Raw genomic sequence first — 16,738 nt, 5'->3', positions numbered from 1 at the left:
GGGGCGGGTCTGTCGCGTCGGGCCCGGTAGCGTCGGGCTCGACCGCGTCGGGCGCGGATGTCGGGTTCAACGAGGGATCTACCACCGGCACGGCCACGACGGGCCATCGTACAGGCGACGGCTGGCCGCCCCGGTGGCCCGGTGCGCGGGGCACCACGTCCACCGGCGGGCGGTCGGCGGGGCATGGCGGTCGAAAGAGGGTGCGCGTGACGGTCATCGATCTGGGTGAACTCCGCGAAGCCGCGCCGCGACCACCCGGCCCCGCGCCCCGGGCCGTGGGCCGGCCGCTGCGGCTGGCGGTGGTGCTGGCGCTCACCCTGTTGGCGTTGACCGCCGCCGCGCCGGTGGCGAGACGGGCGGCGTTCGTGGTGCCGGCGCCGCTCGGCTCGTTGGTGCTGCTCCACGACGGGGAGGTCTTCCTGCTCGAACCGGGCGGTGCCCCGGCCGCTCCCGGCCGGTTGAGCGCGTGGACGATCCCCACCTCCCCGGGGGCGCGGCCGGTACGGCGCTGGCAGGTGCCGGTACCGGTGTCGGTGACCGACGGCTTCACGCAGCTGCGCCGGCACGCCGACGTGCTGCTGCTCACCGGCCCGGTGGGGCGGCCGGACGGGGAGTACCGGGTGTTCGCCCATGACCGGGACACCGGCCGGGTGCGGTGGCAGCGCGCCGGGGCGGGCCTGTCCGCCGGCCCTGACCTGCTCTTCGCGGACGGCGCGGACGGCCCACAGACCTTCCACTCGGTCGACCCGGGCACGGGGCGGGACCGTTGGTCGGCGGCGATGCCGGCGCTGTTCACCATGTTCCGTCACCGGGCCGACGGCGTGGACCGGATCGTGACGGTGCACGCCGGCGGCACGGCCGAGGTCTGGGACGCCCGACGCGGGGTACGCCTGCACACCGGGCGGATCGACCACGAGGGAACGTCGTCGAGTTCCGGGTTCGACGTCGTCGGTGACCTGCTGCTCGCCGTTGCGCAGAACTCCGGCCGGCTCACCGGGTACGGCCTCGACCGGCTGGACCACCGATGGGAGGTGCCGTTGCCGACGCCGTCGTTCTTCGTCGCGTGCGGACCGTTGCTCTGCGCGCAGGGCGAGGCCGGCGGGGTACGGGCGCTGGACCCGGCGACCGGCCGGACGGTGTGGCGCGACGACCGGTGGCGGCTCTCCGGGGTCGAACGCGGCGGCCGGGTGCTGGCGAGCGGCCTGGGCCGGGGCGTCTGGCACCCGCTGGTGGTGCTCGACGTCGCCTCCGGGCGGGTCGCCGCCGAACTCGACGTCTGGAACGTCGCCGCGTCGAACAGCCCCGACGGGCCGGTGATCGGGTTACGCCCGGCCGGCGAGGGCCGGATGCTCGTCGCCGAGCTGGACGTGGCCGCCGCGCGGGCGCGGGTGCGCGACGTGCTGCCGGCCGTCTCCGGCGACTGTCAGAGCGACGGGCGGTTGCTGCTGTGCCGGCTGATGGACGGCAGGTTCGGGGTCTGGCGGGTGCCCCGGTGACGGTGATCGACCTGGGTGAGGTCGGTCACCACGACGAGCCGACGCCCCCACCGGCACGCCGGCCCCGGGGCCGGCGGTCGGCCGGCCACCCGGCGGTCGTCGCCCTGACCGCGCTTCTTCTGCTGCTCACCCTGGCCGGCGCGGCACCCGGACCGACCCGGTTGACCCCGGTGCCCGTGCCGGACGTGCCGGAGCCCAGCCACCTGATCGTCGGGGGCCTGCTGGTGCTCGCCTACCCGTCGGCGCTCTCACCGGCCGGCAGCCGGCAGCTCACCGCGATCGACCTGGCCGACGGGCGGGTCCGCTGGGAGACGTCGCTGTCGCCCCGGCACCAACTGGTGGTGCTGGAGGGGGCCGGCGACGACGTGGTGGTCACCACCGACCCCGGTGGCGAACCGGTCTCCATGGTGCTCGACCACGTCGACGGGCGGGCCCGGTGGCGGCAGCCCGGGGTGGCGGTGCCGACCGCCGACGGCGGGCTGCTGCTGGAGGACCTGCACGTCGACCGGGTGGCGCTGCACGGGGTCGAGCCGGCGACCGGCGCGGTCCGCTGGACGGTCACCGCCGGGGCGGCCACCGTCGGCTACCGGCCGGGGGAACGCGGTGTCGCGGAACTCGTCCTGGTGACCAGCGTCGGCCGGGCCGAGGCGTACGACGTCGACACCGGCGTACGTCGGCTCGCGTTCCCGGTGCCGCCCGCCCGCGGCGACCATCACCACGTGGCCCAACCGGTCGGTGACCTGCTGATGGTCGACGGGGAACCGGGCCGGCTGGCCGGCTACGACCTGGCGTCCGGCCGGCGGCGGTGGGACACGCCGGTGCCGACGTCGGACGCCTGGACCGTCCGGTCCTGCGGCGACGCCGTCTGCCTGGGGGAGTCGTTCGGGACCCGGGTACTCGATCCGCTGACCGGCCGGGTGCGCTGGACCTCCGACTGGTGGGCCCCGGTCGCGTCGGTCGCCGGCCGGATGGTCGGGGTCAGCGCCGACGGGCGACAGGGGCTGGCCCTGCTCGACACGGCTACCGGTCGGGCCGTGGCCGAGCTGGGCAGGTGGGAGTTGGTCCACCAGTGGCCGCCCACCGACGCGCTGCTGGTCGTCCGGCCGGCTGGCGGCGACCGGCAGTTGCTGGCCGAGCTGGACCCGACCGACGGCACACCACGGGTCCGGGACGTGCTGCCCGGCCGGTGGGAGGCCTGTTCACGGACCCAGGGGGTGCTGGTCTGCTGGCGGCAACGCGACAGTATCGGCGTGTGGCGGATGCCCGGCTGACGGTGTCGGACGGCCCACCTGCGGCCGGGTGTTTGGCCGGCGGCGCTAGGTTGTCGGACAGGTCGGCGAGGAGGTCGGGATGCGGGTGCTGGTGGTCGAGGACGAACGGAACCTCGCCGACGCGATCGTGCGGGGGCTGCGTAAGCGGGGCATGGCGGTCGACGTGGCGTACGACGGTGACGCCGGCCACGAGGCCGCCTTCGTCACCCGGTACGACGTGGTGGTCCTCGACCGCGACCTGCCCGGCATGCACGGCGACCAGATCTGCGCCGAGCTGGCCGCCTCCGGCACCCTCACCCGGGTGCTGATGCTGACCGCCAGCGACAGCGTCGCCGACCGGGTGCAGGGGCTGGGCCTCGGCGCGGACGACTACCTGCCCAAGCCGTTCGCCTTCGACGAGTTGGTGGCCCGGGTGCAGGCGCTGGGCCGGCGGGCCACCCCGGCCGCCCCGCCGGTGCTCCAGGTGGGCGACGTGGTGCTCGACCCGGCCCGCCGGGTGGTCACCCGGGCGGGTGCCCCGGTCGACCTGACGAACAAGGAGTTCGGGGTGCTCAGCGAGCTGGTCAAGGCGCGCGGCGCGGTGGTCTCCAGCGAGGAGTTGCTGGAGCGGGTCTGGGACGCCAACACCGACCCGTTCACCACCATCGTCCGGGTGACCGTGCGGACCCTGCGCAAGAAGCTCGGCGACCCGCCGTTGATCGAGACGGTGGTCGGTGCCGGCTACCGGACGGTCGGCTCGTGATCCGGCGGCTGCGGCCCACCCTGCGGTTACGGTTGACGCTGCTCAACGGGGTGTTGCTGGTCGGGGCCGGGGCGATCCTGGTGACGCTGGCCTGGCTGCTGGTGCGCGACGCGTTGCGGCCCACCGACGAGCTGCGGCCGGGCACCACCGTGCTGCTGGCCGACGGGCGTTCGTTGGACGCGGCGGTGTGGCAGCGGCAACTGGTCGACGCCGCCTCCGACGAGCTGCTGGTCAAGGGCCTGCTGGCGCTGCTGGCGATCAGCGTGGTCGGGGTGGCCGGGGCGTACTGGGTGGCCGGCCGGACGCTACGCCCGCTGCACCAGGTCACCGCGACCGCCCGCCGGCTCGGCGAGACCACGCTCGACCAGCGGATCGGCTGGTCCGGGCCGGACGACGAGGTGGCCGAGCTGGCCCGGACCTTCGACGCGATGCTGGACCGGATCACCGCCGCCTTCGAGGCGCAGAAGCGGTTCGTCGCCAACGCCTCGCACGAGCTGCGGACCCCGCTGGCGGTGATGCGTACCGAGATCGACGTGACGCTCAGCGACGACGAGGCGGACGCCGCCGAGTACCGCCGGATGGCCACCGTGGTCCGGGACGCCTCGGAACGCGCCAACGGCCTGGTGGACGCGCTGCTGGTGCTGGCCCGCAGCGAGGCCCAGACGGGTCGACGGCTGGCCCGGCGTACGGAGTGTGATCTGGCGACCGGCACCGCCAACGCGTTGTCCGCCATGTCCCGCGAGGTGGAGCGGATCGGGTTGCGGGTGCAGTCCTCGCTGCGACCGGCTCCGGTGACCGGTGACCCGGGCCTGCTGGACCGGCTGGCCGGGAACCTGATCGAGAACGCGGTGCGCTACAACCACCTGCACGGCCGGCTCTGGGTACGTACCGGCACCGACGGGCGGTCGTCCTGGCTGGTGGTGCGCAACACCGGGTTCGAGGTGGACCAGGCCGACGTGCCGGGGCTGTTCGAGCCGTTCCGCCGGGGCGGGCGGGAACGCACCGGGGCCCGGGGTTCCGGGCTGGGCCTGTCGATCGTCCGGGCGGTCTGTGACGCGCACGGCGGGACGGTCCAGGTCACCGCGCAGAAGGGCGGGGGCCTGGAGGTGACCGTCACGCTGCCCTCTGCCGAACAGACCCCGGGCTGAATCTGCTTGCCGGCCGGCCGGACGCCTGCAATGATCGCCCCGTCGGCCCGGTCCGAGGAGAGGGGGTGCGGAGATGTCCATCATGACCTGTCCCGCGCCCCGCCCTGCCCACCGCTGACACCACACGTCACGGGGCGCGTTCCACCGCTGCGAGAGGCAGACCCGTGAGCGCACGGATCCACAACATCGGTATCGACTGTCACGACACCTACGCCCTGGCCGGTTTCTGGGCGCAGGTCTTCGACTGCCCCCGCCAGCCCGACGACCAGCCCGGTGACCCGGAGGCGATGCTGCTGCCGCCGGGTGGGCCGGAGGTGCTCTTCCTGGCCGTGCCGGAGGGCAAGTCGGTGAAGAACCGCCTGCACCTCGACCTGGAGCCGGTCGACCGGACCCGGGACGAGGAGGTCGCCCGGCTGCTGGCCGTCGGTGCCGTCCAGGTCGACGACCAGCGTCGGCCCGACGGCACCGGTTGGGTGGTGCTGGCCGACCCGGAGGGCAACGAGTTCTGCGTGCTGCGCAGCGCCGCCGAGCGGGCCGCCACCACCGCCTGACCGTCGGTCCGGCTGACCCGTCGGCGGAACTGCCGGTGGGTCGGCCCGGACGCCGACGGGCCCCGCCCACTCCACGGTGGACGGGGCCCGTCGGGGCGACCGGGTGGGGTCAGCCCTTCTTCTCGATCTGCCCGCGCATGGTGACGAACTCGGACTTCAGCTCGGCGGCCGACTTGTAGTACTGGACGATGAGGCCCACGCTGCCCCGGTCGGCCCAGATGCAGACGCCCAGCGGAACGCCCTCGCTCTTGCCGTCGCCGCACTTGGCGTCGCCACCGAGCGGGCCGGCGTCGACGGCCGCCATGTTGGTGACGTTGAGCTGGCTGGAGATGCCGGTGACGGCGTCGTCGAGTTCCTTCTTGGGGTCGACCATCACACCGGACGCGGCGGCGATCATCAGCAGGTCCCGCTTGGCCGGGTCACCGTAGAAGGCACCCGCGGTGCTCGTCTCGTTCTGCACGGACTTCTTCATCTCGGTGACCAGGCTGTCGGCGACCGCCTTCAGGCCCGGCTCGGTGACCTGCGGGCGGCCGGCCAGGGTGGCGGGGGCGGACACGGTCGTGTTGGCGGCGTCCACCGCCTCCTTGACGTCGTCCTTGAGGGCGAAGGCGGCGATCGCCGCGCCGCCGAGGCAGAGCACCAGCAGCACGGCCAGCACGATCAGCACGATCTTGCCGACGGACCGCTTCTTCGCCGGCGCGGGCGGGGCGGCGTACGGGGTGGCCCCGGCGCCGTCCGGCTGCTGCGGGAAGCCGCCCTGCGGTGCCGGCGGCGGCGGGTAGCCGCCCTGCGGCGCGTCGCCGTCCGGCTGGTGGGCGGGAGGGGTGGTCGGGGGCTGGGACATCAGATCGGCTCCAGAGATCGTTTGTTGAGGCCGGGTGATCTTAGCCAGCCCGACCGACATCCCTCGCCGCCGACCGGTCCGCCCGAGGTCACCGCCGCGCATGGGGCGCGGACAGCCGCAGGGGCGGCCACGAGGTCCGGTGGACCCGTGACCGCCCCCTGGCGGATCAGTCCCGCTTCTCGATCTCACCCCGGATGGCGACGAACTCGGACTTCGCCTTGGCCGCCGAGGAGAAGTACATGACGATCATGCCGACGCTGCCGTGGTCGGCCCACACGCAGACGCCGAGCGCGATGCCGGACGCCTTGCCGTCACCGCACTTCGCGACCCCGCCCAGCGGACCCGGGTCGATGGTGGACATCTTGGTGACCGCGAGCGAACTGCCCAGTCCCTTGACCGCGTCGTCCAGCTCCTGCTCGGGGAGGATGACCGGGCCGGACGCACCGGCCATCATCACCATGTTCCTGCCGGCTGCGCTGCCGTAGAACGCGCTCACCGCGCCCGTCTCGTTGCGCACCTCGGACTTCATGTCGCGGACCATCTGGTCGGCGATCCGGCGCAGCTCCGGGTCGGTGCTCTTGGACCGGCCACCGAGGGTCGACGGCGTCACCAGCCGGATCGGACCCGGGTCGTCGGCGCTCTCGGAGGGGGTCGGGTCGGGGGTCGGGCTGTCGGTCTCGTCGGGGGTGGGGCTCGGGGTGGGCGACGTGACCGCGGTGGGCGTCGGCGACGGGGTCGGCGTCTTCGGGTCGTCGTCGTCGCTCAGGGCGACCCAGGTGAGGCCGCCGCCGCCGAGGCAGAGCACCAGGAGCCCGGCGAGCCCCAGCGACAGCAGCAGCGGCAGCTTCGACCGCTGGGGTGCGGGGGCGTGCGGGGGGCCGGGCGGGGAGCTGAACGGCGCGCCGCCGAAGCCGGCGTACTGCTGCGCGGCGGGGTCGGGGTAGCCGCCCGACGCGGCGGCACCCGGGTAGCCCGGCTGCGGGCCGGGGTAACCGGGCTGCGGGGCGCCGGGATAGCCGGACGGGGCCGCGCCCGGATAGCCGGGCTGCGGGGCCGCCGGGTAGCCGGGCTGCGGGGCGCCCGGGTAGCCCGACGGTGGGGTGGCGGGCGGCCCGGAGTGCGGGGCGCCGGGGTAGCCGCCCTGCGCCGGGTCGGACTGTGGCCAGCCGCCGTACTGCGGGCCGGGGTAGGCGTCGGCCGGCGGGCCCGACTGCGGATCGGCCGGCCATCCGCCGGGCTGCGATCCCGCCGGGTACGGCGTGGTGGGCCAGCCGCCACCCTGCGGCGGGGTGTGCGGGCCCTCGGGCGGCACCGGAGGGCCGTCGGAGTAGTGACCGGTGGGCGAGCCGTGCTCCGGCTGCCCGGACCAGGGATCGACCGGCGGTGAGGTCATCAGATCAGCTCCAGGCGAGGGTGAGAACGCGTGATGGTAGCCAGACGGTGCCCGGCCGCGCAGCCCCCCGAGTCTGACGAGGGTACGCAAACGACGATCGCGGTGGCCACGATATCCCGGGGGGAGGACATCGTCGGCCACCGCGATCGGCGGGGGAGCGGGGATGGTTCAGGCGCGCAGGCTGGCGGCCCCACGCGGCAGGAAACGCTGCCCGGTGACCCGCTCGGAGGTGCCGGTCCGGTCCAGGTACGGGGTGATCCCGCCCAGGTGGAACGGCCAACCGGCACCGAGGATCATGCACAGGTCGATGTCCTGCGCCTCGGCGACGACGCCCTCGTCGAGCATCAGCCGGATCTCCTGCGCCAACGCGTCGAGGGCGTTCTGCCGGACCTGCTCGGCGCTGAGCGGCTGGTCGCCGACGACGAGCAGCTTGGCCACCTCGTCGTTGATCCGGTCCTCGACGACGATCGGCTGACCCGAGTCGGCGATCCGACGGAGGTTCTCGCTGACGTCGAACCGGTCCGGGTACGCCGCGTGCAGGGTGCCGCCCACGTGGTAGGCCACCGCCGGCCCGACGAGTTGGAGCAGGGCGAGCGGACGCATCGGCAGCCCCAGCGGGTCCAGTGCGCTGTCGGCAACGTCCAGCGGGGTGCCGGCGTCGACGGCGGCGAACACGGTGCCCAGGAAGCGGGTGAGCAGCCGGTTGACCACGAACGCCGGGGCGTCGGAGACCAGCACCGAGGACTTCTTCAACTGCCTGCCCACGGCGAACGCGGTGGCCAGGGTGGCGTCGTCGGTCCGCTCGCCCCGGACGATCTCCAGCAGCGGCAGCACCGCCACCGGGTTGAAGAAGTGGAAGCCGACCAGCCGCTGCGGATGCTCCAGCTCGGCGGCCATCGCGGTGATCGACAGCGAGGAGGTGTTGGTGGCGAGCACCGCCTCCGGCGCGACGATCTTCTCCAGCTCGGCCCAGACCTGCTTCTTGACGTCCAGGTCTTCGAAGACGGCCTCGATGACGAAGTCGGCGTCGGCGAAGACGGACTTGTCGACCGAGCCCGAGACCAGGCCGTACAGCTTGGCGGCGGTGCCCTTGTCCATCCGGCCCTTGCTGACGGCCTTCTCGATCTGGGTGTGCACGTAGCCGACGCCCTTGTCGACCCGGGACTGGTCCAGGTCGGTCAGCACGACCGGCACCTGCAGGCGGCGGGCGAACAGCAGGGCGAGCTGGCTGGCCATCAGGCCGGCGCCGACGATGCCGACCTTGGTGACCGGCCGGGCCAGGCCCTTGTCCGGCGCGCCGGCCGGCCGCTTGGCCCGCCGCTGCACCAGGTCGAAGGCGTACAGGCCGCTGCGCAGCTCCTCCGAGAAGATCAGGTCGGCCAGCGCCTCGTCCTCGGCGGCGGTGCCGGTGGCGAAGTCGGCGTCCTTCGCCGTCTCCAGCAGGTCCAGCGCCTTGTACGCGGCCGGGACCGCGCCGTGCAGCCGCGCGTCGAGGGTCTGCCGGGCGAAGTAGAGCACGCCCGCCCACATGTCCTTGTCGACCTCGGGCCGGGTGACGGTGACCTCGCCCCGTACCACTCCGGCCGCCCACTGCAGCGACCGCTCCAGGAAGTCGGCCGGCTCCAGCAGCACGTCCGCGATGCCCATCTCGGCGGCCTGCTTCGGCTTGAGCATCTTGTTCTGCATCAGCGGGTTCTGCAGGATCACCTGGGTGGCGGCGGGGATGCCGATCAGGTTCGGCAGCAGTTGGGTGCCGCCCCAGCCGGGGATCAGGCCGAGCGACACCTCGGGCAGGGCCAGCGCCGCCGCCCCACCGGACAGCGTCCGGTAGTGGCAGTGCAGGGCCAGTTCCAGGCCGCCGCCCATCGCCGCGCCGTTGACGAAGGCGAAGGTGGGCACGGCGCTGTCCTTGAGCCGGGCGAAGACCCGGTGGCCGAGCCGGCCGATCTCCAGCGCCTGCTCCCGGTCGGCCAGCGTGGGCAGGCTGGTGATGTCCGCGCCCACGCAGAAGACGTACGGCTTGCCGGTGACCGCGACGAACGCCGGCTCGGCGGCGAGCGCGGCGGTGATCGCCTCGTCGAGGCTGGCCAGGCCACCCGGGCCGAAGGTGTTCGGCTTGGTGTGGTCGAAGCCGTTGTCCAGGGTGATCAGGGCGGCGGGCCGGTCCAGCCCCGGCACGTTCACCTGCCGCAGCAGCGCCCGGGTGACGACCTCGTTCGGTGCGGTGAGGCTCATTTGTCTGCACCCTCCCAGTTCGGGTTCTCCCAGATGACCGTGCCGCCCATGCCGATGCCGATGCACATGGCGGTGAGGCCGTAGCGCACCTCGGGGTGCTCGGCGAACTGCCGGGCGAGCTGCGTCATCAGCCGTACGCCGGAGGAGGCGAGCGGGTGGCCGATGGCGATCGCGCCGCCCCACGGGTTGACCCGGGGGTCGTCGTCGGCAATGCCGAAGTGGTCGAGGAAGGCGAGCACCTGCACCGCGAACGCCTCGTTCAGCTCGAACAGGCCGATGTCGTCGATGCTCAGGCCGGCGATGCGCAGCGCCTTCTCGGTCGACGGGATCGGGCCGACGCCCATCACCTCGGGTTCGACGCCGACGTAGCCGTACGACACCAGCCGCATGGCGACCGGCAGGCCCAGCTCACGGGCGGTGGCCTCGTCGGCGAGCAGGCTGGCGGTGGCACCGTCGTTGAGGCCGGCCGCGTTGCCGGCGGTGACCTTGCCGTGCGGGCGGAACGGGGTCTTCAGGGTGGCCAGCTTCGCAAGCGAGGTCTCCCGGGGCGCCTCGTCGGCGGTGGCGAGACCCCAGCCGCCCTCGTCGTCGCGGATCGCGACCGGCACCAGGTCGGCCTGGAGCTTGCCGTCGGCGTACGCCTTGGCGGTCTTGACCTGCGAGGCGAGCGCGAACGCGTCGGTGCGCTCCTTGGTGATGTGCGGGACCCGGTCGTGCAGGTTCTCGGCGGTGGCCCCCATCACCAGGGCGGACGGGTCGACCAGCTTCTCGGCGATGATCCGCGGGTTGGGGTCGACGCCCTCGCCCATCGGGTGCCGGCCCATGTGCTCGACGCCACCGGCGATGGCGATGTCGTACGCGCCCATCGCGATGCCACCGGCGACGGCGGTGACGGCGGTCATCGCCCCGGCGCACATCCGGTCGACGGCGAAGCCGGGGACGGTCTTGGGCAGTCCGGACAGCAGGGCGGCGGTGCGGCCGATGGTGAGGCCCTGGTCGCCGATCTGGGTGGTGGCGGCGACGGCCACCTCCTCGACCCGCTCCGGGGGCAGCTGCGGGTTGCGGCGCAGCAGCTCGCGGATGCAGCGGATGACCAGGTCGTCGGCGCGGGTGTTGGCGTACATGCCACCCGCCTTGCCGAACGGGGTGCGGACACCGTCGACGAAGACGACGTCCCGAACTTCTCGGGGCACTTGGAGCCTCCTTATCGACCACGACCCGGCCGACGCGCCGCGGGGGCGGCACGGGCCGGGTGAGGGTCGGCCGGCACTGGCGTTTCCCGAGGAATGCTACTCGCCAGTAACCATGGCCGTCACCACCCCCGGTGTGGCCCACCCCACACTCCGGCCCGGGTGCGCCGGTGGTGGCGCAGCCCGGACCGTCGGCGGTGCGGGGCGGCGGCTCAGGCCCGGGGCGTGGGCAGCAGCGCCTCGGCGAGCGCGGGCAGTAGGAGGGAGAGCTGCCACCGGCGTGCGCCGTAGTCGCGCAGCACCTCGGTGACGGTGTCCACGGTGATTTCGTCCGGCGGCTGCCAGGCCAGCCGGCGGACCGAGTCCGGGGTGATCAGGTTCTCCGGCGGGAGCCGGTGCTCACCGGCGACCCGGACCACCACCTCCCGGCAGCGGGCCAGCCGCCCGGCGGCCACCGGGTCGCGTTCCGCCCACCGGTGCGGCGGGGGCGGCCCCTCCACCGTCGGGGTGACCGGCAACGCGTCATCGGCCAACTGGCGGGCCTCGTCGAGCGCCGTCAGCCAGGACCGGGCCAGCCGGCGCACCGACCGGCCGCCGAACCCGGGCAGGGTCAGCAGCGTCTTCTCGTCCTTCGGGTCCAGCTCGGCGGCGGCGATGATCGCCGAGTCGGGCAGTACCCGGCCCGGAGCGGCGTCGCGGCGTACGGCGATCTGGTCCCGGGCGTACCACAGGGCCCGGACCCGGGCCTGCGCCCGCGCCCCCCGGACCCGGTGGATGCCGGAGGTCCGCCGCCACGGCTCCGCCCGCACCCGGGGCGGCCGGGTGGCCCAGGTGATCAGCGCGGCGAACTCCTCCGCCGCCCACGCGGACTTGCCCTGCGCGCGCAGCTCCGCGTCCAGCGCGTCGCGCAGGTCGACGAGCATCTCCACGTCCAGCGCCGCGTAGGTCAGCCACGACTCGGGCAGCGGACGGCTGGACCAGTCGGCCGCCGAGTGGTGCTTCTCCAGGGTGTAGCCGAGCAACTGCTCGGTCAGCGCGGCCAGGCCGACCCGCTCGAAGCCGGCCAGCCGGGCGGCCAACTCGGTGTCGAACAACCGGCGCGGACGCAACCCCAGCTCGGCCAGGCAGGCCAGATCCTGGCTGGCGGCGTGCAACACCCACTCGGCGTCGCCGATCGCCTCGTCGAGGGCGGTCAGGTCGGGCAGCGGCAGCGGGTCGATCAGCGTGGTGCCGGCCCCCTCCCGGCGCAGCTGCACCAGGTAGGCCCGCTGGCTGTAGCGGTACCCGGAGGCCCGCTCGGCGTCCAGGGCCACCGGGCCGGTGCCCGCCGCGAAGCGGGCCACGACCTCGTCCAGCTCGGCGGGGGTGGCCACCGGCTGGGGGGTGCCGTCGCGGGGCGCGGTCAGCGGTACGGGCCCGCCGGAGGGCTGCTCGGTGCCCGGGTCCGCCGGCTGGTCGACGGCCGGGGGCGGAACGTCTGCCGTACGGCTTTCGGCGGCCCGACGGCGCAGGGGTGGTTCGTCGGTCACCTGACAACCCTAGTGCGCCCGGCCGACATGGTGTGCGCAGGCGGTCCGGTGTGTGTCGTCCCGGTGTCCGGCAGGGGTCCGGGCGGTGGGGACGGCCACCTCGGGTGCGGGACATTCCGCGTCGGGTGGGACGTCCCCGGTAGGTCGGGGACATCTGCTTGTGCCTCGGGCGTGTCGCGTCACTACCGGAGGGGGCGGCCGGTGGTCAGGCCGCGCCGGCCGGCCGGCGGTCGGTGAGCGCGGTGACGCCGGGCGGCGGCAGCCCCGCGGTGGAGGCGAGCAGCGCGCACCAGGCCGACAGGTGCGCACCCAGGTCCTCGCCGAGCGGCGTCCAGGACGCCCGGATCTCGACGTCCCCGGCGGCGGGCGGGCCGGCCAGGTCGCCGAACCGGGTCGACACGGTCTGGGTGACCGTGCCACCGGCCGCCCGGTAGCGCGCCTGGTGCGCCTCCAACGCATCGGTGAGCCAGGTCCAACCCACCCCCGGCAGCAGCGGATCGGCGGCCAGGTCGACCTCCAGGTCGGCGGTCACGTAGGTGACCAGCCGCAGGGTGCCCTGCCAGGCGTCGTGCCCGGCCGGGTCGTGCAGCAGGATCAGCCGTCCGTCGGCCACCTCGTCGTCGTCGCGCAGCACGGTGGCGGAGAGGGCGAACGCGTACGGGGCGAGCCGCTGGGGCGCGCCGACCTCCTCCAGGACGATCTCCGCCCGCGGGGTGACCGACCGCAGGCCGGCGACCGCGCGGGCGAACGTCTCCGGGAGCGCGATCGGGGGGGCCATGACCGGCAGCCTATGCCGACCCGCCGTCGCCCGCCGGGACGGCACGCCGAAGTGCCGCGTCCCGCCGCCGACCGGGACGTTCCGGTGGTCCGCGTGGCACCGTCGGCCGGGCGGGGCGGCCCACGGCCGGCCGGACCGGCCCACCCGGGCCACGGCGGCCGGGCGGGGCGGGCACCCGGCCACCGCCGACCGGCGCGGGCCGTGCACCCGGGCCGCCGCCGACCGGCGCGCGCCGGGGGCGCGGGTCACAAATGGCGGCGCTGCCCGTCGGGCCCGCGCGGGAGCGTGGCACGATTGCCGCGATGACCACCGACACCACGGGCACCGCAGCCCGAGACGGAGAATCCCGCCGCAACGGGCCGGCCCACTCGCCCTTCGTCCGGGCCTGCCGCCGGGAGTCCGTCCCGCACACCCCGGTCTGGTTCATGCGCCAGGCCGGCCGGTCCCTGCCGGAGTACCGGGAGATCCGGGCCAACGTGGGGATGCTCGACTCCTGCCGCCGGCCGGAGCTGGTAGCCGAGATCACCCTCCAGCCGGTCCGCCGGCACGGCGTCGACGCGGCGATCCTGTTCAGTGACATCGTCGTCCCGGTCGCCGCGGCCGGCATCGACCTGGACATCGTCGCCGGCACCGGGCCGGTGGTGGCCGAGCCGGTGCGCACCGTCGCCGACGTCGAGCGGGTCCGCCGCATCGACCGCGCCGACGTGTCCTACGTGGACGAAGCGGTCCGGCTGCTCGTCGCCGAGCTGGGCGACACCCCGCTGATCGGCTTCGCGGGCGCGCCGTTCACCCTGGCCAGCTACCTGGTCGAGGGCGGACCGTCGCGCACCCACGCCAGGACCAAGGCGATGATGTACGGCCAGCCCGAGCTGTGGCACGCGCTCTGCGCCCGGCTCGCCGAGGTCACCCTGGCGTTCCTGCGGGTGCAGGTCGACGCCGGGGTCTCCGCCGTGCAGCTCTTCGACTCCTGGGCCGGGGCCCTGTCGGAGGCCGACTACCGCCGTTTCGTCCTGCCGCACTCCACCGCCGTGCTGTCCGGTCTGGACGACGCGGGGGTGCCCCGGATCCACTTCGGGGTGGGCACCGCCGAACTGCTCGGCGCGATGGGCGAGGCCGGCGCCGACGTGGTCGGCGTCGACTGGCGTACCCCGCTGGACGTGGCGAGCCGCCGGATCGGGCCGGACCGGGCCGTGCAGGGCAACCTCGACCCGACCGTGCTGTTCGCCCCCTGGCCGGTGATCGAGGCCGAGGTGCGGCGGATCGTCGAGCAGGGCCGGGCCGCCCCCGGACACGTGTTCAACCTCGGTCACGGCGTGCTGCCGGAGACCGACCCCGAGGTGCTGACCCGGGTGGTCGCGCTGGTGCACGAGGTGTCCGCGTGCCGGGACGAGCAGGGCTGAGCGGTGCGGGCACGGCCGTGGCGGGTGGCGGTGGTCGGTGGCGGGATCACCGGCCTGGCCGCCGCGGTCCGGCTGCGCGACCGCGCCCCCGCCGACACCGGGATCACCGTGTACGAGCAGTCCGGCGCGCTCGGTGGCAAGCTGCGCACCGGTGAGCTGGCCGGCCGTACGGTGGAGTTCGGCGCGGAGTCGTTCCTGATGCGGGACCCGGCCGGGGGCGAGTCCGCCGCGGTGGCCCTGGCCCGCCGGCTCGGCCTGGCCGGGCGGATCGTGCACCCCACCGTCGGGCAGGCCGCGCTCGTCGTCGACGGCGGGCTGCGTCCGGTCCCGGGCGGCACGCTGGTCGGCGTACCCGGGGACCTGGCGGCGGTGGCGACGGTCGCCGAGCCCACCCCGGACGCCGACCGCGACGGCGGCCGGCCGCTGCTCGACGCCGACCAGGACGTCTCGGTCGGCGCGCTGGTCCGGGCCCGGTTCGGCGAGCAGGTGGTGCAGCGGCTGGTCGACCCGATGCTCGGCGGCGTCTACGCCGGCCGGGCCGACGACCTGTCCCTGGTCACCACCATGCCGGCGCTGGCCCGCGCGGCGCGGGTGGAACACACCCTGGTCGGCGCGGTCCGGGCCGCGCAGGCCGCCGCGCCGCGTGCGCCCGGCGCACCGGTCTTCGGCACCCTGGCCGGCGGGCTCAGCACCCTGGTCGAGGCGGCGGCCACGGCCAGCGGCGCGACGATCCGCCGCAACGCGGCGGTCCGTGAGTTGACCCCGGTCGGCGACGGCTGGCGGCTGACCGTCGGCCCGACCCGCGACCCGGAGTCGGTCGAGGCGGACGCGGTGCTGATCACCGTGCCGGCCCGGCCCACCGCCCGGCTGCTCGCCGGGTTCGCCCCGGCGCAGGCGGCGACCGTCGGCGGGCTGGACTACGCCAGCGTCGCGCTGGTCACCCTGGCGCTGCCCGCGCCGGCGTTGCCCCGGCTCTCCGGCTTCCTGGTGCCGGCGACCGAGGGACTGCTGATCAAGGCGTCCACCTTCTTCACCACCAAGTGGGGCCACCTGGCCGCGCCGGACGGGTTGGCCCTGGTCCGCGCCTCCGTGGGTCGCTACGGCGAGGAGGCCTCGCTCCAGGTCACCGACGACGACCTGCTCGCCACCGTGCACCGGGAGCTGACCCGGGTGCTCGGGGTGGCGCTGCCCACGCCGGTCGCCGGTCACGTGCAGCGCTGGGGCGGTGCGTTGCCCCAGTACGCCCCCGGGCACACCGGGCGGGTGGCCGCCGTCCGGGCGGCGCTGCGCGCGTCGCACCCCACCCTGGCGGTGGCCGGCGCGGGTTTCGACGGGGTCGGCATCCCGGTCTGCGTCCGTTCCGGCGAGAGCGCGGCCGACGAGATCATCGAAGCACTGGGAGGATCGGGTCCATGACCGAGCAGAGCACCGAGCAGTCCAACGCGGCCCGGATCAGGGAACTCAACGCCACCGTGCGCTACACCATGTGGTCGGTGTACCGGGCCACCGGTGGGCTGCCGGCGCTGCGGGAGAACGTCACCGGCGAGGTGGAGTCGCTCTTCGAGGAGCTGGCCGGCAAGGACGTCGTGGTCCGGGGCATGTACGACGTGGCCGGGCTGCGCGCCGACGCGGACGTGATGATCTGGTGGCACTCGTCGTCCAGCGACGCCCTCCAGGACGCCTACCTGCGGTTGCGCCGCACCACCCTGGGGCGGGCGTTGACCCCGGTGTGGTCGCAGTTGGCGCTGCACCGGCCGGCGGAGTTCAACAAGAGCCACATCCCGGCGTTCCTCGCCGACGAGGAGCCCCGGCCGTACCTGTGCGTCTACCCGTTCGTCAGGTCCTACGAGTGGTACCTGCTGCCGGACGCCGAGCGGCGGGAGCTGCTGGCCGAGCACGGGAGGATGGCGCGCGGTTACCCGGACGTCCGGGCCAACACGGTCGCCTCGTTCGCCCTCGGCGACTACGAGTGGATGCTCGCCTTCGAGGCCGACGAGTTGCACCGGATCGTCGACCTGATGCGGGACCTGCGGGCCTCCGGGGCCCGGCGGCACGTCCGCGAGGAGGTCCCGTTCTACACCGGCCGGCGTCGCTCGGTCGCCGACATCGTCAACTGCCTGGTCTGACCGCCCGCCGGGCCGGCTCGTGCCCGACCACGGAC

General features: G+C 74.7%; 14 protein-coding genes. 8 read left to right on the top strand and 6 right to left on the bottom strand.

The window, feature by feature from the left end; all coding sequences use genetic code 11:
- The first annotated feature begins 206 nt into the window (after positions 1–206).
- The 5 genes from ACN260_RS21135 to ACN260_RS21115 all read left to right on the top strand — a co-directional run bounded on the left by ACN260_RS21135 (position 207) and on the right by ACN260_RS21115 (position 5,208).
- Positions 207–1,496 carry a PQQ-binding-like beta-propeller repeat protein gene (locus ACN260_RS21135; RefSeq protein ID WP_422752718.1) on the top strand — a complete coding sequence of 430 codons (1,290 nt, stop codon included), beginning with the start codon at positions 207–209 and terminating at the stop codon, positions 1,494–1,496.
- Complete coding sequence (locus ACN260_RS21130) at positions 1,493–2,767, top strand: PQQ-binding-like beta-propeller repeat protein (protein WP_422752717.1); 1,275 nt, start codon at positions 1,493–1,495, stop codon at positions 2,765–2,767. Before ACN260_RS21135 ends, ACN260_RS21130 begins: the two co-directional genes overlap by 4 nt.
- A gap of 79 nt (positions 2,768–2,846) precedes the next feature.
- Positions 2,847–3,509: a response regulator transcription factor gene (locus tag ACN260_RS21125; RefSeq protein ID WP_422752716.1), complete on the top strand. Its 663-nt coding sequence runs from the start codon at positions 2,847–2,849 to the stop codon at positions 3,507–3,509.
- On the top strand, positions 3,506–4,657 hold the full coding sequence (locus ACN260_RS21120) for a sensor histidine kinase (protein ID WP_422752715.1): 1,152 nt from the start codon (positions 3,506–3,508) through the stop codon (positions 4,655–4,657). The genes ACN260_RS21125 and ACN260_RS21120 overlap by 4 nt, the downstream gene beginning before the upstream one ends.
- Positions 4,658–4,821: 164 nt before the next feature.
- Positions 4,822–5,208, top strand: a complete 387-nt coding sequence (locus ACN260_RS21115) for a VOC family protein (protein WP_422752714.1) — start codon at positions 4,822–4,824, stop codon at positions 5,206–5,208.
- 109 nt (positions 5,209–5,317) lie between these two features.
- On the opposite strand, the gene ACN260_RS21110 is transcribed toward ACN260_RS21115, so the two are convergent.
- The 6 genes from ACN260_RS21110 to ACN260_RS21085 form a co-directional block, all read right to left on the bottom strand.
- Entirely contained in the window at positions 5,318–6,052 is a 735-nt protein-coding gene (locus ACN260_RS21110; RefSeq protein ID WP_422752713.1) for a hypothetical protein, read from the bottom strand.
- A gap of 166 nt (positions 6,053–6,218) precedes the next feature.
- A complete protein-coding gene (locus ACN260_RS21105; protein ID WP_422752712.1) occupies positions 6,219–7,445 on the bottom strand; it encodes a hypothetical protein in 1,227 nt (408 codons plus the stop codon).
- Positions 7,446–7,613: 168 nt separating this feature from the next.
- Positions 7,614–9,680 carry a 3-hydroxyacyl-CoA dehydrogenase NAD-binding domain-containing protein gene (locus ACN260_RS21100; protein ID WP_422752711.1) on the bottom strand — a complete coding sequence of 689 codons (2,067 nt, stop codon included), beginning with the start codon at positions 9,678–9,680 and terminating at the stop codon, positions 7,614–7,616.
- Entirely contained in the window at positions 9,677–10,873 is a 1,197-nt protein-coding gene (locus tag ACN260_RS21095) for a thiolase family protein (protein ID WP_422752710.1), read from the bottom strand. The genes ACN260_RS21100 and ACN260_RS21095 overlap by 4 nt, the downstream gene beginning before the upstream one ends.
- A 209-nt stretch (positions 10,874–11,082) precedes the next feature.
- Positions 11,083–12,399 carry an HRDC domain-containing protein gene (locus tag ACN260_RS21090; protein WP_422752709.1) on the bottom strand — a complete coding sequence of 439 codons (1,317 nt, stop codon included), beginning with the start codon at positions 12,397–12,399 and terminating at the stop codon, positions 11,083–11,085.
- A 205-nt stretch (positions 12,400–12,604) separates the two neighbouring features.
- The gene (locus tag ACN260_RS21085; RefSeq protein WP_363656393.1) at positions 12,605–13,177 is read right to left on the bottom strand and encodes a DUF3000 domain-containing protein; all 573 of its coding nucleotides are present in this window, start codon (positions 13,175–13,177) and stop codon (positions 12,605–12,607) included.
- Between the two features lie 302 nt (positions 13,178–13,479).
- On the opposite strand from ACN260_RS21085, the gene hemE reads away from it, so the two are divergent.
- The 3 genes from hemE to hemQ are packed head-to-tail and all read left to right on the top strand — an operon-like array spanning position 13,480 to position 16,703.
- Positions 13,480–14,577 (top strand): uroporphyrinogen decarboxylase, encoded by a 1,098-nt coding sequence (hemE, locus tag ACN260_RS21080; RefSeq protein WP_422752708.1) that lies wholly within the window; start codon positions 13,480–13,482, stop codon positions 14,575–14,577.
- Positions 14,578–14,580: 3 nt separating this feature from the next.
- Positions 14,581–15,993 (top strand): protoporphyrinogen oxidase, encoded by a 1,413-nt coding sequence (gene hemG, locus ACN260_RS21075; protein ID WP_422752707.1) that lies wholly within the window; start codon positions 14,581–14,583, stop codon positions 15,991–15,993.
- A complete protein-coding gene (hemQ, locus tag ACN260_RS21070; protein WP_422752706.1) occupies positions 15,990–16,703 on the top strand; it encodes a hydrogen peroxide-dependent heme synthase in 714 nt (237 codons plus the stop codon). Before hemG ends, hemQ begins: the two co-directional genes overlap by 4 nt.
- The last annotated feature ends 35 nt before the right edge of the window (positions 16,704–16,738 follow it).

The sequence above is a fragment of the Micromonospora sp. WMMD708 genome (assembly GCF_049315245.1).
In the GTDB taxonomy this organism is placed as follows: Bacteria; Actinomycetota; Actinomycetes; order Mycobacteriales; family Micromonosporaceae; genus Micromonospora; species Micromonospora wenchangensis.
The sequence above is the reverse complement of the archived record's forward strand: the minus strand, read 5'-3'. Positions and strand labels throughout refer to the sequence as shown.